We start from the raw sequence: 20,153 nt of genomic DNA, 5'->3' as shown, positions 1-20,153 counted from the left end.
GTCACGCCCACGCGATTTCCGCTATCCTGACCACGATGCGACGAACACTGCCGCTGCTGGTGATGCTCGCGTGCGCCTGCGGGCATCGACGCTACGAGCGACTCGACGACGCGATCGTCCACACCGATCGCATCGGCTACACGCAGGCCTACTGGCACCGGCAGCTGGTCGCCGCCGACTTCGTGCGCCCGGGCGTGAAGGTGTCCGAGATCATCCCCGACGGCGCAGTGCTGGTCGATCTCACCCACGCGTTCGCCGAGGACACCGTGGTGTGGCCCTCGGAGTCGCGCGGCTTCACGCTGCAGCAGATCGAGCACGGCCGCACCGACGCGGGCTTCTACTACGAATCGAACCGCATCTCGACGCCGGAGCACGCCGGCACACACCTCGACGCGCCGCGTCACTTCGCGCAGGGCAAGGACGGTGTCGACACGCTGCCGCTGTCGCGCTTGATGGGGCCGACGGTGGTGATCGACATCTCCGGCAAGGCCGCCGCCGATCGCGACGCACAGCTCGAGCGCGCCGACGTCGAGGCCTTCGAGCGCAACAACGGACGCATCGATCCCGGCACCATCGTGCTGGTGCGTACCGGCTGGGACACGCGCTGGCCCGATCGGCTGCGCTACCTCGGCGACACGCGGCCGGGCGCCACCGACAAGCTGCACTTCCCCGGCATCGCGGAGTCTGCGGCGAACCTGCTGATCTCGCGGCAGGTCGGTGCGGTCGGCATCGACACCGCGAGCGTCGATCACGGGCCCTCGAAGGACTTCAAGACCCACCGCGCGTTCGCGGACGCCGGGCTGCCGACCTTCGAGAACGTCGCACGCCTCGATCAGCTGCCGGTCCGCGGCGCGGTCGTGCTGGCGTTGCCCATGAAGGTCGCCCACGCCTCCGGCGCACCGCTGCGCGTGGTTGCAATCATGCCGCAGCCAGTCACGCGCTGACGCGGCTGATGCACGAGCGCAGGGCGTCGCGGAACCACCGGCAGCGATCGATGCCGGTGCGTCGCGATGGCTACCCCGCCGGCTGCAGGGACCGGCAGTAGGTCACCATGAGGTCGACCTGCGCGCGCGGGTAGAGCTCGTCGGGTTGGCCGCGGGCCCAGTCCATGGCCTCGCCCGCGCGACACTCGTAGCGTCGATCGGCCTCACCATCTTGCTCGGGCGGGCCCTTGGCGTCGACGATCTGCGCGAAGCCGAAGCCGCGCTTGGCTTCGTAGACGATGGTGCCGGGCTCGTCGACCGCGAGCTTGGTCGGTGCGATCGACGCCTTCGCCGCCGCGATGTCGTCGTAGGACTCGCGCACGACCATCGCGAAGCCGGGTGCGGTGACCTCCTGCCAGCCGTTGATGCTGCGACCCGCCTTCGCACCCTTGGGCGCACGCATGCGGGCGCCGACGAGCTCGAGCGGGAGCAGGACGGCGTCGCTCGGCAGCGCCGGGAACGTCGCGAGCACCACCGGCGCCGCGCCCTTCGCGGGTGCGTCGGGCTCGGCCGCGCCCGCTGCCGCGACGGCGGCAGGCTCGGCCGTGGCCGCGATCGCCGGTGTCGGCTCGGCCTCGGTCGGGGCGGCCGGCTTCGTCGTGGGCGTGGTCGCAGCGCTGGCGACCTTCGCGGTTTCGGCCGGTTCGTCGTCGCAGGCCATGGTGCTGCACAGCGCGAGACACAGGATGCAATTGCGGAGCATGTCGTCGTTGGCCCGCGTGGGGTGCGGGCGCCCTTCTCGAGCTGGCAGGCGGACGTGCACGCGCATCGACGCAGCGACGACGAGTGAGCCCTCGCACGCGGGACTGTTGCGCGAGCGACAACGGCGCGTCGCCGGTCGAAACCTTGCGGTGTCGATCGCGTGCGCGCCAGACTCCCGCGCCATGCTGCTTCGATCCCTCTCGATCCTGCTGTTCGCCACCGCAGGCCTCTCGGCCTGCAATCGCCCCGCGAGCAACCCGACCCCGCCGAGCGAGACGCCCAAGGCGGACGACACCGCCGCCGCCACCCCCCACGATCCGAACAAGCCGTTCCACGAGCTCGACAAGGACGGAAAGATGAAGCGCATGACCGACGTGGTCATGCCCGAGCTCGGTGCGTTGTTCCGCGAGTACGATGCGACGCGCTACGCCAAGTTCGACTGCGCGACCTGCCACGTCAACCACGCCCACCATCCCAAGGACGGCCTGCCGAAGATCAAGCTCTCCGACGGCGGCTACGAGCAGCTGGTCAAGGAGAAGCCCGAGCTGATGGAGTTCATGGGCAAGGTCGCGCCCGCGATGGCCAAGGCGATGGCCGAGCCGCCGTTCGACCCCGCCACCGGTCAGGGCTTCGGCTGCGGCGGCTGCCACACCGTCGAGTGAGTCGCACGGGGCGCGCCGGAAATTAAGCCGGCGCCCGCGCTCGAAAACGGCGCCACGCGAGCCCGCCTTCGTCGGTGTTGCCTGAGGGAACGCTGCCCGAGGGGGCGGGCGCTCTTGTGTACGACATCGTCGATCTGCGAGCATCGAGGCATGGCTAGAACGGTCCCTGCCTTCGTGAGCGTGGCGCTGCTGACGGCGTGTCCATTCGATCCCGAGAACGTCGACCCGACGGAGATCACGAGCCTCGACGGCAGCTCGAGCGAGGGCTCGACGCAGACGGGCACCGCGACGAGCCTGACCTCCACGACGCAGGATTCCAACACCACCGCGCCGACCACCACCGCAGGGCCCGACACCGGCAGCACGACCGATGCCGCCGAGTGTGGCGACGGCAGCATCGACGGTGTCGAGGTCTGCGACGACGGTGTGAACGACGGTGCCTACGGCGGGTGCATGCCCGGCTGTGGCTCGCTCGCGCCGCACTGCGGCGACGGCGAGGTCAACGGCAGCGAGCTCTGCGACGACGGCACCAACGACGACGGCTACGGCGGCTGCGCCACCGACTGCAGCGACCTCGGTCCCCACTGTGGCGACGCGATCGTGCAGATGGCGAACGAGGGCTGCGACAACGGCACCAACAACCAAAACGGTGCCGGCTGCAACATCGACTGCACGGTCTCGGGCTCGGTGCAGGGCTTCTACGACTACGGCGTGGGATCGTTCTGCGACGGTTCGTTCGTGACCAAGCCGCTGTTCCGCGACAACGGCAACGTGCTGGTGGGCGCCACCGGCTACTGCGACGACGACACCGTCGGCCTGGTCGAGCTGGCCCCGGACGCGACGTTGGTGCAGGCATTCGACGACCTGCTGCTGCCGAACACGCCGATCCGCGAGTCGATCCTCGTCGACGACGATTGGATCCTCGCGACGTACGGCTGCAACTACCGCGTCAGCGCGATGGGTGACCTGACCGAGATCTGCGAGACCCGCAACACCGGACAGTACGGCATGGACGCGGCCGACGACGGCAGCTATGCCGCCGTCGAGTACGACATCGTGTCGTTGTTCCCCAGCGGCAGTCCGACGCTCGGCGATGCGCCGACCTGGTCGGTCAACCCGCCCGACAACGCCAGCTACGACTACTCGTTCTACGGCGCTGCCCGCGGTGCCAGCGACTCGGTCGTCATCATCGGCACGCGTCGGTACATCCCCAACAACACCTACTCGGCCTACGTCGCGCGCTACACCGCGGTCGGCAACACCGCCGGGAGCTACACCTTCGCGGGCGTCGAGCGCTTCGAACAGATGGCCGTCGATCCGAGCAACGGCAGCATCCTCGGCGTCATGAACTACCCGGCCTACACCGTCTACCGGCTCGACTCGGGCTTCAACCAAGCCTGGCAGTACGCCACCGGTGCCGACAGCAATGTGCAGGCGGCGATCGACTCGACCGGCGCGGTGGTGCTGCAGTTCCACGACGCCGCGAGCGCCAACAACATCATCCGCAAGCTGACCCCCGACGGCAACGTCGCGCTGTGGACCACGCAGCTCGACAACGTCGGCTACAACCCCCGCATCGCCATCGACGCCAGCGACGCGATCTGGATCGCCTCCACGCCATCGAGCGGCGGGATGACCCACTTCACCGTCACCAAGGTCGCGCCATAGCGCGGCCCGTTCGGCGGCCGGCGACACCCCCAGCATGCACGAAGACGTCGAGCTCTTGCGGCGTTGGCAGGGTGGTGACGAGGCCGCCGCGCGAACCCTCATCGAGCGTCACCAGGCGGTGTTGCTGCGGTTCCTCGGCGCGAGTGCGCCGAACGCCGCCGACGACCTGCTGCAGGAGCTGTGGATCGCGTGCGTGCGCAATCACGAGCAGCTGGTGCTGACCTCGAGCTTTCGCGCGTATGCGCTGGGGATCGCACGCAACCTGGTGCTGGTGTACTGGCGCACGCACGCGCGCCGCGGTGAGCCGCTGGATTTCGACGCGGTGACGCTCGACAACCTCGAGCCGTCGCCGTCGCAGGTGTTCGCCCACGACGAGCAGACCCGGCGCCTGGTCGCCGCACTGCGACAGCTCCCACTCGAGCAGCAGCTCTTGCTGCAGTTGTTCTACTGGGGCGAGCTGTCGGGCTCCGAGCTGGCACGGGCACTCGGCGTGCCCGAGGGCACCGTCCGCGGACGGCTGCGGGCCGCGAAGGCTGCGCTGGCGCAGATCCTGGGCGCCGACCCCGTCGCCCGCTGACGAAGTTCGCGATTCTGCACCGCCTTCGATGATCGACCCGCATGCCCGCGGCAATGGGACATGCATGCGTCAGCATCGCAGCACCCTGCTCCCCGCGCTCCTCCTGCTCGCCACCGCTTGCGCCGACCTCGGCGAGTCCGAGTCGTTCCGGCTTCACAAGGGCACCGAGGTCACCACCCGCAACGGCGCGGTGCAGATCCGGATGAGCAAGCCGGTCGACGGCGGCACCTCCTTCGGTCTGTGCACCGGCGCCCTCATCTCCGACAAGTGCGTGATCACGGCCGGTCACTGTGTCGAGCACTTCGGACAGGCGCAGTTCAAGAAGACCGGCGAGATCTGGCACCCGGACAAGACCAACAACGACGCCGACGGCAAGGCCACGCCGGCCGAGGGCGAGACGGTGTCGAAGATCGCCGCAGTCGAGGTGCTCGGCACCAGCGAGTCACGCGATCTCGCGGTGATCCGGCTGGAGACCGCGCTTCCGGGCGACACGCTGACGCGCGGCACCAAGGCCCCGAAGCCGGCGCAGGACGTCCTCGTGTATGGCAACGGCACCACCGAGAACGGCAAGAGCGCCCATCGCAAGGGCGAGAACGGGGTCATCGGCATCATCCCCGACGACGACGACAAGGACTACGACCACTACGTGTTGATCGCCAGCGGCGGCAACCAGATCGCCGAGGGTGACAGTGGCGGGCCGGTGATGTTCGACAAGAAGCTGGTCGGCATCGTCCATGGCGCGTCACCCGACGCCGCGGTGCTGGGCGCCGCCACCAACATCCTCTCGAAGAAGGGCAGCGCCTGGCTCGACGCGAAGATCGCGTCGGTCTGCAATCCCGGCGGCGGCGGCACCAGCAGCGGGGGCGACGACGGCTCCACCGGCGACGACGGCTCTACTTCGGGCGACGGCTCTACCTCGGGCGACAGCTTCACCTCGGGCGACAGCTTCACTTCGGGCGACAGCTTCACCTCGGGCGACAGCTTCACCTCGGGCGACAGCTTCACCTCGGGCGACAGCTTCACCTCGGGCGACAGCTTCACTTCCGGTGCGGGTGGATCGACTGGCGACAACGACGGCGACCTGACGGGCGTGGTGGAGACCGACGGGAGCGAAGGCGGAGGTACATCGGGCGGCGGCGACACCGACGGCGACACCGACGGCATCGGGTCGGGCAGCACGAGCGCCGGTGGGGGTGGGATCGACTGCACCGCCGCCGCCGACATCGGCGGACCGCTGCACGTCGCCTGCGCCGACGTGGAGTGACGCGGGTCGTCGGCGCTGTGCAACCGCGGGCCGCGGTGGCGGCACATCGTCGAGCTCGAGGTGCGACCGCCGACCGCGTCGCGTGATAGATTTCGTGGCATGGATGCTCGATCGCTCGGCCCGACGCGCCTCGCCTGCAGCGCACGAAGCATCGGCGCGGCGTGGGCAATCGCGGGGCTGGGATGCAGCGATACTGCGGCGGGCACCGGCGGTGGCACGTCGATCACCGCCGGCGAGACCTCGATCTCGAGCAGCTCGCCCGACTCGAGCTCGACCGGTACCACCACCGCCGCCGCGACCGCGTCGACGAGCGATGGCCACGACGCCACCGGCACCACCCATGGGCCGATCTTCGACGTCGGCGCCGTCGACGACAGTGGCGGCAGTGACACCGGCACGGTCGTGCCATCGTGCAAGGTCGGCGACGACATCGACGCCGCACAGCCCTGCGTCGACGTCGCACCGCCCGACAGCTTCGAGCCCGACGTGCAGTGGGCCTGGCCCGGCAACAACGGCGAGCTCGACGTGCTCGGCACGCCGGTCGTCGCCAACCTCACCGATGACAACGGCGACGGCGAGATCGATCTCTGCGACATCCCCGACGTGGTCGTGATCGCCTCGACCAACACCTTCGGCGGTGGTGGGCACCTCTACCTGCTCGACGGTGCCACCGGCACCGAGCACCTGCGCATCGAGACGCCGGTGCAGCCGATCCTCTACCCCGCGCTCGGTGACCTCGACGGCGACGGCATCGCCGAGATCGTCGCCGCCACCCCGGGTGACTTCGGCGGCGGCGGCTTCCTGCTCGCGTTCCACGCCGATGGATCGCTGCTGTGGCAGAGCCCGGATGGCACGCAGACGTCGTCGTTCGCCATCTCGCTGGCCGACCTCGACGCCGACGGCGACGTCGAGATCATCTTTGCTGGCGGGGTCTACGATCACACCGGTCACCGCCTGTGGACCGGCGGGGCCAGCTACCTCAACACCGCCGCCGACCTCGACGACGACGGCGATCTCGAGGTCATCATGGGCGGCGCCGCCTACCAGGACGATGGCGCGGTGATGTGGTCGGGCTTCGACACGCAGGGCCACCCCCACGTCGCCGATCTCGATCAAGACGGCAGCCCCGAGGTGATGTTCGTGAGCAGCTCGGGGATCACCATCGTCGACGCCAACGGTGTCGCGAGTGTGAGCAACGCCGCCAGCAACCTCGCACAGTGGCGGCCGGCTGCGGTGCATGACATGGACGGCGACGGTGCGCCCGAGATCGCCGTCGGATCGTCGAACACCTACAGCGTGCTCGAGACCAACCTCGTGGCCAATTGGACCGCCGCGGTCTCCGATGGCTCGGGCTACGCCGCTGGCACTGCGTTCGACTTCCTCGGCGATGCCGCGGCCGAAGCGATGTACGCCGACGAGACCACCCTCTTCATCTTCGACGACAGCGGCACGCCGTTGCTGACCACGCCGCGCTCGAGCTGGACGCAGTGGGAGAACCCGATCGTCGTCGACGTCGACAACGACGGCTCGGCGGAGATCGTGGTCGCGTCGAACGGTGGCGCGGCGCCGCCCGTGCAGGTGATCCGCGACATCGAAGACCGCTGGATCCCCGCGCGCCGCATCTGGAACCAGCACGCGTACCACGTGACCAACGTGCGCGAGGACGGCACGATCCCAACGGTGCAGCCGAAGAACTGGGACACGCTCAACACCTTCCGCACACAGGCACAGATCGGTGCCGGCGGCGGGGTCTGCATGCCCGAGCCGCGCGGCTGAGGGCACTAGTACCTCGACACAGCGATAGTGACGGGCCATAACACCGCCCTGACCGCGCCTCGCTGCGTTGCCGCACCTTGAAATACGCCCGGTATTCCGGCGGCACGGCGCCTTGCGGAGTCGCGGCCATGACGGCGTTCTGACCCATCACTATCGCTGTGTCGAGGTACTAGGCTGTGTCCGGTTTCCCCGAAACCGTCAAATTCTTGGGCGGATCGGGGATCCGTGATCCAAGGGGGGCATGACCACGACGGGCATGCCTCGCCACCGCCTTACCGACGCGCAGTGGGAGCTGATCGGGGACCTGTTCCCGACGAACAACTTCAAGACCGGTCGGCGGCCGCGGGATCGTCGTCTCATGCTCGACGCGATCTTCTGGGTGTTGCGAACTGGGGCTCCGTGGCGAGACCTACCGGAGTGCTTCGGCCCATGGTCGACCGCCTGGGACTTCTTCGACAAGTGGACGAAGGACGAGACGTTCGACCGCGTACTTCGGCGATTGCGGAGCATCGCCGTCCCGCACGACGCGGACCCCTCCGAGTTGTGGTGCATCGACGGGACATCGATTCGAGCTGCGCGCTGCAGCAGCGGCGGGGGGAAAAAGATCCGATCCGCAGGAGCCAGCGGATCACGCTCTGGGGCGCTCCCGCGGGGGCTGGGGCACGAAGATCCACATCCTGTGTGACGTTGAGGGCCACCCACTCCACTTCGAGCTCAGCGCCGGACAAGCCCACGACGGACCGATGCTCGCGCCGGTCCTTCAAGGTGCTGACGAAGCACTGCATGATGATCGAGGTGTCGTCATGGAGTGGCCGTTGGCACTCGCAGGCGACAAGGGCTACCGCGCGGAGTGGATCGATAGGTATCTCCTCGCCCTGGGGATCACACCGGTGATCCCCACGAAGCACAACGAGACTCGAGCGCTGCGCCCGGTCGCCTTCAACAAGCGCCTCTACAGGCGCCGCAGCATCGTCGAGTGCCTCATCGGCTGGCTCAAGGAGTCGCGACGCGTGGTGACCCGCTTCGAGAAGACCGCCATCAACTTCGGCGGGATGGTCCGGCTTGCCTTCATCCACCGCTATCTACGCATCTTCGGGGCTTGATGGGAAACCGGACACAGCCTAGTCGCGACTGGCCGCGAGCACCGCGATGCGGTCGGCGATGAACTCCAGCTCGGCGCGCTCGGCCGGTAGCGCCGCCGTGTGACGCTGTTGGGCGTGGGTCATGCCCACCGCACCGCCGGTCCCGAGCAGGCCGAACACGATGAGAGGCTCGAGCCCGCCGTTCAGCAGGCCGATGCCGTCCGCGACCGCGATGCCCATGCCACCGGCGATGACCCCGAGCACGGTCCACAACACGCGACGCTTGCGAATCGAGCGCGCAAGCTTGCGCCACACCAGCACCCGTGTGCCGGTCGCATCGACGTCGACGTGGACCTCGAGCGCGCGGTTGGACCACGTGAAGCCGCGACCGAGCAGCGCGAGCTTGCCGCGACGCCCCTCGAGGCGCGCGAGCTCGCGGGCGATGCGTTCGCGCGCGCCCGCCGTGATCTCACCGCTGATGTGGCGCCGGACCGAGAGCGAGGTGATCACGCCGTCGCGTGGGACCTCCGGTGGTAGCGCGAGCGCAGCCGCGCCGGCGGGCGAGACCGCGGCCGGCTCGCGCGCCGCGGGCACGCGCGAGACCAGGGCGTGAAGCTGCGCGAGCGCGTCGGAGCCGACGTCGCTGTCGTGCAGGATCACCGAGGCGGCATGCCCGGGTGCCGCCACCGGTCGGGTCGGGAGGGCGTCGAGCCCCGGCGTGTGCTCGATGCCACGCTCGATGAGCTCGACGACCTCGGCCATGGTGCCGAAGCGCTGCGCGGGGTCGACTCGCAGCGAGCGCGCGAGCAGCTGCTCCAGCCACGGCGGCACCGGGTAGCGCGGCGTGATCGGCTGCACGCGACCACGGACGATCGACAGCGCGAGCTCGTGGGGGTTCTCGCCGGCGAACGGCCGCTCGCCGTAGACGGCATGAAACAGCGACACCGCGAAGGAGAACTGGTCGCTGCGCGCATCGGCGGGATCGCCGAGATACTGCTCCGGCGCCATGTAGGCCGGCGTCCCGAGCAGCATGCCGGTCGACGTGAACGTGGTCGCGAACGGATCGATGCCGGTCGGCAGCACCGGCGGCTTGCCGGGTGTCGCCGTGTCGGCGCGCTCGGGCGGGCGGGCGAGCCCGAAGTCGAGCACGCGCGGGCGACCATCGTCACCAACCAACACGTTGTCGGGCTTGAAGTCGCGGTGCACGAGTCCGACGGCGTGCGCCGCCGCGAGCCCGTGGCCGGCGGCCGCGAACACCCGCAAGACCTCGCGCAGCGGACGGGGCGCGGCCAACCACCGTCGCAGATCGAGGCCCGCGACGAGCTCCATCGCGATGAAGCGCTGCTGGTCGTGCACGCCGACGTCGTAGATCGCCACCACGTTGGGGTGCGAGAGCCTCGCCAGCGCGCGGGCCTCCTGCGCGAGGCGTTGGTCGTCGCCGCGCGCGATCTCGGTGCGCAACAGCTTGATCGCGACCTCGCGATCGAGCTCCTCGTCGTGGGCCGCATACACCACGCCCATGCCGCCGTGACCGATGCAACGCAGCAGCGAGTAGCGGCCCAACCGCGGCGGCTTGGCGGGCTCGGCAAAGAGGCCCGCCCGCACCGAGCCGCGCAGGCGCTCGAGCTCGAGCGGGGCGATCGAAGGCGGACGGGCGGGCGGCAGGGCTTGCGGCGGTGACGACATGAACGACGGCGCGGACGTACCGCGAGCTCCCCTGGGGGATTGCGGTGGGGTTCGATTTTCGTCTGGAGACGCTTCGGCGGGCCTACACGCGGTCGATCTGGCGGCGAATCCCCGCGGCCCAGGTGTCGAGCCGCGACGCGGTCGCTTCGGCGCCCTGGGCCCCGGCGAGCAGGTCGGAGAGCTCCGCGGCCAGCAGCTGCTTGGCGCGACGCAACCGGGTCTTGCAGGTCCCGAGTGGCTGCCCCAGCGTGGCGGCGATCTCGGCGGCCGTCATGTCCTCCCAGTAGTGCAGCTCGAGCGCGACCTGGTGATCGATGGGGATGCGGCGCAGCGCGGTCAGCATCAGCTGCTGCTGTTGGTCGGCGGTGATCACCAGACTCGGGCTGGCCCCGAGCTCCGCGAACGACACGTGGGCGAAGTCGAGGGCTTCGGGATCGCGGTAGCGCTGCCGCAGGTGCTTGCCCAGCACGTTGTGGGCGACCCCGAACAGGAACGCACGGAAGCTGCCCTCCCCCCGGAACTGCGCGCGGCTCTCGAGGCAGCCGAGGAAGGTCTGCTGGATGAGGTCGTCGTGATCGCGGTCGAGCTTGTTCTGGAAGAACCGCACGACCGACTCGAAGTGCCGCGCGAACAAGGCTTCGCCGGCCGATCGGTCACCGCGACCCCAGGCCTCGAGCAGCTCGCCGTCGGTCGCTCCCGTCACAGCGTCGGCGCCAGGGTACGATGCGGTCGCCATGCCCGCCAAGCTGATCGCCTTCGACAAGATGTGGGACGCCTACCCGAACCCCGGCGAGGGCGCCGAGGCGGCCAAGCACACCATCGGTGGTGCGGCCGAGTCGGAGACGATCACCAACACGTGCGTGCTGCGGGTCTCGCGGTGCTTCAACTACTCGGGCAACGACATCCCGAAGAGCTCGACCGACGAGATCCTCACGATTCGCGGCGGTGACGGCAAGCAATACGCGCTGCGCGTGCGCGAGTTCTCGCGCTACCTCTACCGCAAGTACGGCGCACCGGATCTCGAGCACGAGTACCCCGACGGCACCGGCGGCGAGGTCCCGCCCGAGTTCCTCGGGCAGCAGGGCGTGATCGGCTTCGAGGTCGACGGCTGGACCGACGCGACCGGCCACTTCGATCTGTGGAACGGCACCAAGTGCCGACACCACGGCTACTTCAACCGCGCGAAGAAGGTGATGCTGTGGCTGGTCCCCGACACGCCGCGCTACGTGCTGACCGCGTCGGTCGGACGCCGCGGCAAGAACCGGCCCGCCGACGTCGAGATCGTACAGAACCTGCTCGCCGACGCCGGCTTCGATCCCGGTCCGATCGACGGCGAGTGCGGCAAGAAGACCATCGCCGCGATCCTCGAATTCCAGAAGCGCTACCTCGCCGCGCCCGACGGCCGCATCGACGTCGACGGCCGCAGCTGGAACGAGCTGCTGCGGCTGTCCTAGTACCTCGACACAGGGATAGTGAAGGGCCATAACACCGCCCTGACCGCGCCTCGCTGCGTTGCCGCACCTTGAAATACGCCCGGTATTCCGGCGGCACGGCGCCTTGCGGAGTCGCGGCCATGACGGCGTTCTGACCCATCACTATCCCTGTGTCGAGGTCCTAGCAGCGGTGACGATCGACGTGCTCGGCCCCGCTGGGGCTGCTAGCGACGCCCGGGCAGCGCCTTGGGTGCGGCAGGCTCGGCCAGCGCCATCTTGCGCTTGAGCGCGGCCAGCTCGTCGTCGACGTTGCCGGCCGCGAGCGCACGGAACTGCGCCTCGAGCGAAGCATCGCCGCTCCACTCGAGCTCACACATCGCCTCGGCATCGGCCTCGATCTGCTCGACCTTGGCCTCGAGACGCTCGACGGTGCTCCACGCCGAGACCCCCTCGATGTTCGACAACGTGGCGGCGATGGTGCGCTGCGCCTGCGCCCGCGCGACGCGGGCCTGCAGCACGGTGCGCTGCCGCGCGGCTTCGGCGATGCGCGCCTCGAGCCCCGCGAGCGCGGTACGCAGCGCGTCGACCGATCGCTTCTGCTCCTGCCACTGTGCAGCGTAGGTGTTCGCGAGCTCCTCCTGCTCGCGCTTGCGCACCAGCGCCGCCCGGGCCAGCTCCTCGGCCCCTGCGCGCAGCGCCAGCATCGCCCGGTTCTCCCACACCCGCACCTCGCTGGTGTGCTGCTCGGCCATCCGCGCGAGCTTGCGCTCGTCGGCGATCGCGATGCAGACCGCCTTCTTGGCCTCGACCAGTTGCCCGCGCATGTCGAGCACCAGCTGATCGAGCATCTTGGTCGGGTCCTCCATGCGATCGATGCGGGCGTTGATGTTCGATCGCATCACGGTCATCCAGCGGCTGTGCGTTCCCATCGCTCCCTCGCGACCCAGGGGTTCGACGCACCGCACGAACATCGCGCAGCCCGTCCCCTCGGGTCGGGGGCGAACCGCAGCGTCAGCGGGGCTATTGCCGGCGAAACCCGTAGGGGCGGCGGGCGACGACGGCGCCAGGCCGGACCGCGCAACGACCTGCGCACGATCGACCGCGGGGCCCGTCGCACCTTCGTCGCCCTCGCCGCGAGCGCCCGCGGACCCGCGGCGGAACTTCGATCCGCCTGGGGGAACATCCCAGGTAACATTTTCGATGGGGGGTCAGCTCGCGCACGCATTCGGCCCGCGCGGACGGCCAGACGGATCGCTCACCAAGAGCGACGAGGGGGACTGCGCTTGACGATCTCGCGACGAGCCAACGAAATCATCGGCGCCGCCTGGCTGTGCGCCGCGACCTGGGGTGCGGCGAGCTGCGGCGACGAATCGTGCGCCCGCGGACGCTGCAGCGGTGCCGATGGCGGGGTCTCGATCGGCTCGACGCTCGGCGGTACCGGCAACGGGCCCAGCGGCGCCGATGCGAGCGCGTCGCAGGGCGGCAGCGTCGGCTCCGACGGCAGCGGCGGTGACGACGACGACGTGCGCTTCGACATCGGCGGGGTGCCGAGCAACGATGCCGGTGGCCCGGCACCACCCATCATCCCCGCGACGTGCGACGAAGCCCAAGCCGGCGTGAGCACCGTCGGCTGCCTCTTCTACGCCGTCGACATGGACTCGCACGACGGCGTCGAGGGCAGCCAGTTCGCCGTTGCGGTCGGCAACGTGCAGCTCGACGCGCCCGCAACCGTCAGCATCGAGCTGCGACAAAACGGTGCCTGGACCACCGTCGCCGGGCCCGAGGTCGTGCCTGCGCTGGGGCTGCACACCTTCCCGCTGCCCGATCGCCACGCCGACGACACCCAGCTGTTCGCGAGCGGCTCGTATCGCGTGGTCTCGGACACGCCGATCATCGCGTACCAGTTCAACCCGGTCGACGGCTCGGTCTCGTACATCTCCGATGCGTCGATGCTGTTCCCGGTGCCGTCGCTCGACACGCTCAACCAGGTGACGGCGTGGACCTCGATGGTCGACAACTCCGGTGGCTTCCAGCACAGCTACGCGACCATCATCGCGACCGGCGACGGCACCACGGTGACGGTCACGCCCTCGGTGGCGACCGCCGCCGGCGGCAGCGTACCCGCGGGGGCCCCTGGCGCGCCGTTCATGGTGGCGATGCAGGACGGCGACGTGCTCAACGTCGCGGTCGCCAGCCTCGGCACCTCGATGACCGGCACGCGCATCCAGAGCAACGACGAACATCCCATCGCGGTCTTCGCCGGCCAAGAGTGCGCGCTCATCCCCGCCTCGGTGTGCTGCTGCGATCACCTCGAGGAGCAGCTCGCGGGCCTGCGGCAGTGGGGCACCGAGTTCGTGGCCTCGCGCATGCCGGTGCGCAACGCCGCCGCGCCCGAAGCCACGCTGTGGCAGATCTACGCCTCCGAGGCCGGCACCACGGTGCAGATCGAGGCCTCGCCGGCGCTCACCGGCATCCCCGCCAACTCCTTCGTCATCAACGCCGGCGAGGTGCGCGAGTTCTACGTGAGTGGGCCGCCCGGCGACGAGGGTGACTTCCACGTCACCGCCGACAAACCCATCAACGTGCTCGGCTACATGATCGGCTCGGAGAACCTGCCGCCGCCGTACTCGGCGACCGGTGACCCGGCCGCGGTGCAGCTGAGCCCAGTGCAACAGTTCCTGCCGCGCTACGTGGTGCTGGTCCCCGGCACGTGGATCAACGACATCGCCGTGATCACGCGGGCCGCAGGTGCGACGCTCGACATCGACGGCGTGCCGGTGGCAGACGCAGCGTTCGCACCGATCGGCACCAGCGGCTACGAGGTCGGCCGCATCCCGATCCCCGACGGTGTGCACGTGCTCGACGGTCACGACACGCCGTTCGGCGTGATCATCGTCGGCTACGACGACTGGGACAGCTACGCGTACCTGGGCGGCACCGGCACCGGCAAGATCAATCCGAACCCCGCCGGCTGACGCGATCGTCCGACGCACGAACGGCCGGCCGTGATTCGCACCACGCCGGCCGTCGTCGCCTGCAGGGTCAGCCCTGCGCCATGCCGCGCAGCACGAACTGCAGGATGCCGCCGTGCTTGACGTACTCGACCTCGTTGGGCGTGTCGACGCGGCAGACCACGTCGAACGCCTTCACGCTGCCGTCGGCGGCGGTGGCGGTGACCTTCAGGGTCTTCTTCGGCGTGAGCCCGGCCGCGACACCGTGGATCTCGAACACCTCCTCGCCGCCGAGGCCCAGGGTGTCGGCGTCCTGACCATCGAGGAAGCACAGTGGCAACACGCCCATGCCGACCAGGTTGCTGCGATGGATGCGCTCGAAGCTCTTCGCGATGACGGCCTTCACGCCCAGCAACATCGTGCCCTTGGCGGCCCAGTCGCGCGAGCTTCCGGTGCCGTACTCGGCGCCTGCAAGCACCACCGTCGGCACGCCCTCGGCCTGGTACTTCTCGGCGGCCTCGAAGATGCTCATCTGCGCACCATCGGGCAGGTGGCGCGTGACGCCGCCCTCGACGCCCGGCACCAGCGCGTTCTTGAGGCGGATGTTCGCGAAGGTGCCACGGATCATGACCTCGTGGTTGCCGCGACGGGCACCGTAGCTGTTGAAGTCCACCGGCTGCACGCCGTGGGTGACGAGGTACTTCGCGGCCGGTGAGTTCTTGGAGATGTTGCCCGCGGGCGAGATGTGATCGGTCGTGATCGAGTCGCCCAGCTTGGCCAGCACGCGCGCACCGACGATGTCGGTGAGCGGGTCCGGCTTGGCCTTCATGCCCACGAAGTACGGCGGGTGCCGCACGTAGGTCGAGTCGGCCTCCCACGCGAACAGCTGGCCGGTGGGCACGTCGAGCGCGCGCCACGAGGCGTCACCGGCGAACACGTCGGCGTACTGCTCGGCGTACATCTCGCGACCGATCACCGCGCGCACGGTGTCGCGGATCTCGGCAGCGCTGGGCCAGATGTCCTTGAGGTAGACCGGCTGCCCGTCCTTGCCGTTGCCGATCGGGTCGCGGCTGAGATCGACGCCGAGGTGGCCCGAGAGCGCGTGCGCGACCACCAGCGGCGGCGACGCGAGGTAGTTCGCGCGCACCTGTGCGTGCACGCGACCTTCGAAGTTGCGGTTGCCCGAGAGCACCGCCGCGACCACGAGGTTGCCGTCGGTGATGGCCTGCGACACCGCGTTGGGCAGCGGACCCGAGTTGCCGATGCAGGTGGTGCAGCCGTAGCCGACCAGGTCGAAGCCGAGCGCCTCGAGGTCGCGCATGAGCCCGGATTTCTCGAGGTACTCGGTCACGACCTTGGAGCCCGGCGCCAGCGAGGTCTTGACCCACGGCTTGCGTGCGAGCCCGGCCCGCACGGCGTTGCGCGCGAGCAGGCCCGCAGCGATGAGCACGCTGGGGTTGCTGGTGTTGGTGCAGCTGGTGATCGCGGCGATCACCACGGCGCCGTTGCTGAGCTCGTAGCTGGTGCCGTCCTTGACCTCGATCGCGGCGTCGCCGTGGCGCTCCTTGGTGAGCGCATCGAGGAAGTTCGCCTTCACGTTGGGCAGCGCGACGCGGTCCTGCGGCCGCTTGGGACCTGCCAGCGACGACTCGACGGTCGCGAGGTCGAGCTCGATCGACGAGCTGAACACCGGGTCGGGCGTGGCGTCGGTGCGGAACAGGCCCTGCGCCTTCGCGTAGGCCTCGACCAGCGCCACGGTCGCCTCGGGGCGGTTGGTGAAGCGCAGGTACGCGAGGGTCTCGTCATCGATCGGGAAGAAGCCACAGGTCGCGCCGTACTCGGGCGCCATGTTGGCGATCGTCGCGCGATCGGTGAGCGACAGCGCCGACAGGCCGGGGCCATAGAACTCGACGAACTTGTTGACCACGCCGTGCTTGCGAAGCATCTGCGTGACGGTGAGCACGAGGTCGGTCGCGGTCGCGCCGTCGGGCAGCGTGCCGTGCAGCTTGAAGCCGACCACCTGCGGGATCAGCATCGACATCGGCTGGCCCAGCATCGCGGCCTCGGCCTCGATGCCGCCGACGCCCCAGCCGAGCACCGCGAGGCCGTTGACCATCGTGGTGTGCGAGTCGGTACCGACCACGGTGTCCGGGAACGCCTGCGTGACGTCGCCGTGTTGCTTGGTCCACACCGTCCGCGCGAGGTACTCGAGGTTCACCTGGTGGCAGATGCCGGTGCCCGGCGGCACCGCGCGGAAGTTCGACAGCGCAGCTTGCCCCCAGCGCAGGAACGCGTAGCGCTCGCGGTTGCGCTGGTACTCGAGCTGCATGTTGAGCGTGAGCGCGTCCTTGCTGCCGAAGTGATCCACCTGCACGGAGTGGTCGATCACGAGATCGACGGGCGCCAGCGGGTTGATGCGCTGCGCATCGCCGCCCATGCCCTGGATCGCCTGGCGCATCGCCGCGAGATCGACGACCACCGGCACGCCGGTGAAGTCCTGCAGGAGCACGCGCGCCGGGTGGAAGCCGATCTCGAAGTTGGGCTCGGCCTTGGGATCCCAGCCCGCCGCGGCCTCGACGTCGGCGGCCGTCACGGCGACACCGTCTTCGTGGCGCAGCAGATTCTCGACCAACACCTTGAGCGAGAACGGCAGGCGATGCACGTGGCCGATGCCGGCCTGTGCGAGTGCATCGAGTGCGTAGTACTCGTAGCGCGCGTCGCCGACGACGAGGGTCTGGCGTGCACCGAAGGAATCGAGGTTCGTTTGGCTCATGGCGTGCTCCGCGAAGGGGTCTAGCGCCCGAAGTTGCCGCGCGCCGCCGCTTCGACGCGCGCATCTTGCCGCAGGATCGGCGTGCGCGTCCACGCACGATTCGCCTCGCGATCACGCGCACCGGCGTATCGGGGCATCGGGGCATCGGCGCATCGGCGCATCGGCACGAAACAGGCCGGCGGCCGATCCCCACGGCCTCGCGGCGGCCGGCGACGTCCACGGCGCCTCGGCTCGCGCGTGTCGCCGGCGTTCAGCCGGGGTCGGGCCACGTGCAGACTGGCTGCGCGCAGGACATGCCGGCGGGACAGTCCCCGTCCTCGGCGCAGCTGACGAAGCAGCGCAACGTGGTCATGGTGTCGTCGGTGTAGAGGCAGCCGACCGACGCGGTCTCGCCGTCGACGCGCGCCGGACACTCGGCCGAGGGCAACGCCGGCGCGGCACAGCTCGGCGCGCACATGTGCGAGACGCCGTTGGTGACGCACACGGCGTCCGGATCTTCGCAGTCGCTGGCGACCGTGCACGGACCATAGTGCTCGACGCCGGGCAACGTGCCGCTGTCGGTGGTGTCCGGATCTCCGGTGGTGCCTTCGGGCACGACGCACTCGCGGGCGAGCCCGGAGCCGACCCGCTCGCCGTAGCGCCGCCCCGAGGCGCACGCGGCATCGGGGAAGCTGCAGAAGCCGGTCGGCTCGCAGGTGCCGTCGCTGCCGTCGCGCACGCAGGCATCGTCGTCGCTGCAGCGAAAGCCGGCGTCGTCGCACGCGAACCCCAGCAGTACGCCGACCGCGAGACCGACCACCGCTCGCACGGTAGCGCCCCACTCGCCGACCCGGCGGCGAAGATCGGAGGACGACACGTCGCGATGATGACCGATCTGGCGCGGCCGCGGAAGCGGCCGGCATGCTATCGATCGCAGGCGTGACGAGCCCCGCCGAACCCACCGACGATCCGCTGACGTGTGCACTCGTGGATCCGCGCGATGCAGCGCTCGACGCCGGTGGCTTCGTCGCACGATGGTCCTCGCCGCTGCCCGCGAGCCCGGCGTGGTTGGTGCAGTGGTTAGCGCCGAGCGCCTCGCTCGCGAGCGACGTGCTCCCGTTCGCGCCCGCCGACGCCGGCGTGCGGGAGGCCGTCCGCAAGCTGCTGCGCTTCGGCGGCTACAAGCCCTCGGGCCGCGGCAAGCCCGCGGCGGAGTACCTGGTGGGCGCGGCCGAGGCCGGCACGCTGTCGTCGATCAACCTCGCGGTCGATCTGTGCAACGTGGTGTCGCTCCACAGCGGGCTGCCGATCAGCGTGATCGATCTCGATCGCGCGCGCACGCCGATGCACGTCGCACTGGCGCCGGCGGGCGCCAGCTACGTCTTCAACGCCTCGGGCCAGGAAATCGCGCTGGCGGGGCTACCGTGCCTCTACGACGCCGATGGCCCCTGCGCCAACGCGGTGAAGGACTCGCAGCGGACCAAGACCCACGCGGGCACGCAGGCGGTGTTCTGCATCGTGTGGGGCACCAAGGTCCTCGGCACGCGCACCGCCGAGACGATCGCGTGGTACCGCCAGCTCAGCGAGCGTTGCGGTGCCACGTGTACCCCCTGGCACTAACGTGACGTCCGCGATCACTCGGGCGGCTCGACCTCGATGTCCGAGACCAGCAGCCGTCGCACGCTGACCTCGAGATCGCCCTGCACCACCCGCATGATGCTCATGAACTCGCCGCTGGCGACGAGCAGGCGCTGCTTGAGCGCGTCGCGGGCGTGCTGCAGCAACGAGCGCCGAGCCTTCTCGATCCACCGAAACGCGGTCGTGCGGTGCACGTGGTACAGCGCGCCGACCTGGTCGATGTTGAGTCCGTGCAGCACCTGGTGGCGCAGGAGGTTGCGCTCGCGCGCGGTCAGCCGACCGAAGGCGGTGGTGAGCGCCTCCTTGAACTCGGTCTTGTAGACCCGCTGGATGTAGTCGAGCTCGGGATCGTCGCCGGGCGCCGGGATCGCGCCGAGCGCCTCCGCCTCGAGCGAGACCTCGCGGTCGCCGGCGTGGTGCCGGACCAGGTCGACGATCATGCGCAGCGCCGTGACGCGCACCCAACTGCGCAGATCGCCGCGCCCGGCGTAGTCGGCGATCTTCGGGCGACGGCCTGGCGTCGCCACGAACAGCTTGTTGCGGACCAGCTGGCGGAACTCGTCCTTGCCGAGGTTCACGTTGCCCGAGCGCGCGATCGCGAGATCGATGTCGCGGCCGAACTCGGTCTCGAACGCCTCGAGTGCGACCGTCTCACCCGACGCGCAGCCGTACGCGAGGTACAGATCGGCGGCGCGCAGGCGATCGAGCAGATCGGGGTTGCCGTCGGCCGGCACCAGGTGGCCGAGGTGGGCGGCGAAGCCTGCGTCACTCGACGTGATCGACCCCAGGGCCGCCTTCGCCTCGCCGAGGATCGCCTGGAGTCGCTCGCCGAGATCCTCCACGGCTTCGAATGCCGGTCGCGCGCTCGCGGGTGCGGCGGCGAGGAACTCGGACACGAGGCCTTCGCCTTCTGCCACGGAAACAAAGGTAGCCCAGGCGACGCGCGGGATTCAATCCTCGCCCGGGCGGGCCGCCCGCG

The 20,153-nt window shown here is 69.7% G+C and carries 17 protein-coding genes; 10 read left to right on the top strand and 7 right to left on the bottom strand.

What is annotated here, in order from left to right; all coding sequences use genetic code 11:
* Positions 1-35 precede the first annotated feature (35 nt).
* Positions 36-944 carry a cyclase family protein gene (locus tag IPH07_36010; GenBank protein MBK6922849.1) on the top strand — a complete coding sequence of 303 codons (909 nt, stop codon included), beginning with the start codon at positions 36-38 and terminating at the stop codon, positions 942-944.
* Between the two features lie 70 nt (positions 945-1,014).
* On the opposite strand, the gene IPH07_36005 is transcribed toward IPH07_36010, so the two are convergent.
* Positions 1,015-1,686, bottom strand: a complete 672-nt coding sequence (locus IPH07_36005) for a hypothetical protein (GenBank protein MBK6922848.1) — start codon at positions 1,684-1,686, stop codon at positions 1,015-1,017.
* Between the two features lie 181 nt (positions 1,687-1,867).
* Here IPH07_36005 and IPH07_36000 point away from each other — a divergent pair, with 181 nt between their 5' ends.
* The 6 genes from IPH07_36000 (at position 1,868) to IPH07_35975 (ending at position 8,735) form a co-directional block, all read left to right on the top strand.
* A complete protein-coding gene (locus IPH07_36000; protein MBK6922847.1) occupies positions 1,868-2,347 on the top strand; it encodes a hypothetical protein in 480 nt (159 codons plus the stop codon).
* A 150-nt stretch (positions 2,348-2,497) separates the two neighbouring features.
* The gene (locus IPH07_35995; GenBank protein ID MBK6922846.1) at positions 2,498-4,015 is read left to right on the top strand and encodes a hypothetical protein; all 1,518 of its coding nucleotides are present in this window, start codon (positions 2,498-2,500) and stop codon (positions 4,013-4,015) included.
* Positions 4,016-4,049: 34 nt separating this feature from the next.
* The gene (locus IPH07_35990) at positions 4,050-4,592 is read left to right on the top strand and encodes a sigma-70 family RNA polymerase sigma factor (protein MBK6922845.1); all 543 of its coding nucleotides are present in this window, start codon (positions 4,050-4,052) and stop codon (positions 4,590-4,592) included.
* A gap of 64 nt (positions 4,593-4,656) precedes the next feature.
* Positions 4,657-5,856, top strand: coding sequence for a trypsin-like serine protease (locus tag IPH07_35985; protein MBK6922844.1), 1,200 nt, complete (start codon positions 4,657-4,659; stop codon positions 5,854-5,856).
* Positions 5,857-5,955: 99 nt separating this feature from the next.
* On the top strand, positions 5,956-7,632 hold the full coding sequence (locus IPH07_35980; GenBank protein ID MBK6922843.1) for a VCBS repeat-containing protein: 1,677 nt from the start codon (positions 5,956-5,958) through the stop codon (positions 7,630-7,632).
* 347 nt (positions 7,633-7,979) lie between these two features.
* Positions 7,980-8,735 carry an IS5 family transposase gene (locus IPH07_35975; protein MBK6922842.1) on the top strand — a complete coding sequence of 252 codons (756 nt, stop codon included), beginning with the start codon at positions 7,980-7,982 and terminating at the stop codon, positions 8,733-8,735.
* 18 nt (positions 8,736-8,753) lie between these two features.
* On the opposite strand, the gene IPH07_35970 is transcribed toward IPH07_35975, so the two are convergent.
* Positions 8,754-10,400 carry a serine/threonine protein kinase gene (locus IPH07_35970; GenBank protein ID MBK6922841.1) on the bottom strand — a complete coding sequence of 549 codons (1,647 nt, stop codon included), beginning with the start codon at positions 10,398-10,400 and terminating at the stop codon, positions 8,754-8,756.
* Positions 10,401-10,482: 82 nt separating this feature from the next.
* Positions 10,483-11,136, bottom strand: coding sequence for a sigma-70 family RNA polymerase sigma factor (locus tag IPH07_35965; protein ID MBK6922840.1), 654 nt, complete (start codon positions 11,134-11,136; stop codon positions 10,483-10,485).
* Here IPH07_35965 and IPH07_35960 point away from each other — a divergent pair.
* Positions 11,135-11,854 carry a peptidoglycan-binding protein gene (locus tag IPH07_35960; GenBank protein ID MBK6922839.1) on the top strand — a complete coding sequence of 240 codons (720 nt, stop codon included), beginning with the start codon at positions 11,135-11,137 and terminating at the stop codon, positions 11,852-11,854. The genes IPH07_35965 and IPH07_35960 overlap by 2 nt on opposite strands.
* Positions 11,855-12,057: 203 nt before the next feature.
* Here IPH07_35960 and IPH07_35955 read toward each other — a convergent pair whose 3' ends face one another.
* Positions 12,058-12,762 carry a PspA/IM30 family protein gene (locus IPH07_35955; protein MBK6922838.1) on the bottom strand — a complete coding sequence of 235 codons (705 nt, stop codon included), beginning with the start codon at positions 12,760-12,762 and terminating at the stop codon, positions 12,058-12,060.
* A gap of 354 nt (positions 12,763-13,116) precedes the next feature.
* Here IPH07_35955 and IPH07_35950 point away from each other — a divergent pair, with 354 nt between their 5' ends.
* On the top strand, positions 13,117-14,808 hold the full coding sequence (locus tag IPH07_35950) for an IgGFc-binding protein (GenBank protein MBK6922837.1): 1,692 nt from the start codon (positions 13,117-13,119) through the stop codon (positions 14,806-14,808).
* A gap of 67 nt (positions 14,809-14,875) precedes the next feature.
* Here IPH07_35950 and acnA read toward each other — a convergent pair whose 3' ends face one another.
* Both acnA and IPH07_35940 read right to left on the bottom strand, forming a co-directional pair.
* The gene (acnA, locus tag IPH07_35945; protein MBK6922836.1) at positions 14,876-17,557 is read right to left on the bottom strand and encodes an aconitate hydratase AcnA; all 2,682 of its coding nucleotides are present in this window, start codon (positions 17,555-17,557) and stop codon (positions 14,876-14,878) included.
* Positions 17,558-17,807: 250 nt separating this feature from the next.
* Positions 17,808-18,413, bottom strand: coding sequence for a hypothetical protein (locus tag IPH07_35940; protein MBK6922835.1), 606 nt, complete (start codon positions 18,411-18,413; stop codon positions 17,808-17,810).
* Between the two features lie 44 nt (positions 18,414-18,457).
* Between IPH07_35940 and IPH07_35935 the strand changes: the two genes are divergently transcribed.
* Positions 18,458-19,156 carry a hypothetical protein gene (locus tag IPH07_35935; GenBank protein MBK6922834.1) on the top strand — a complete coding sequence of 233 codons (699 nt, stop codon included), beginning with the start codon at positions 18,458-18,460 and terminating at the stop codon, positions 19,154-19,156.
* A 14-nt stretch (positions 19,157-19,170) separates the two neighbouring features.
* Here the strand turns inward: IPH07_35935 and IPH07_35930 are convergent, their stop codons facing one another.
* Positions 19,171-20,091, bottom strand: coding sequence for a sigma-70 family RNA polymerase sigma factor (locus IPH07_35930; GenBank protein ID MBK6922833.1), 921 nt, complete (start codon positions 20,089-20,091; stop codon positions 19,171-19,173).
* Positions 20,092-20,153: the final 62 nt, after the last annotated feature.

The sequence above is a fragment of the Deltaproteobacteria bacterium genome (assembly GCA_016709225.1).
Taxonomy (GTDB): Bacteria; Myxococcota_A; Polyangia; order Nannocystales; family Nannocystaceae; genus Xiheibacterium; species Xiheibacterium phototrophicum.
Note: the sequence above shows the minus strand (reverse complement) of the source record. Positions and strands in the feature narration are given on the sequence as shown.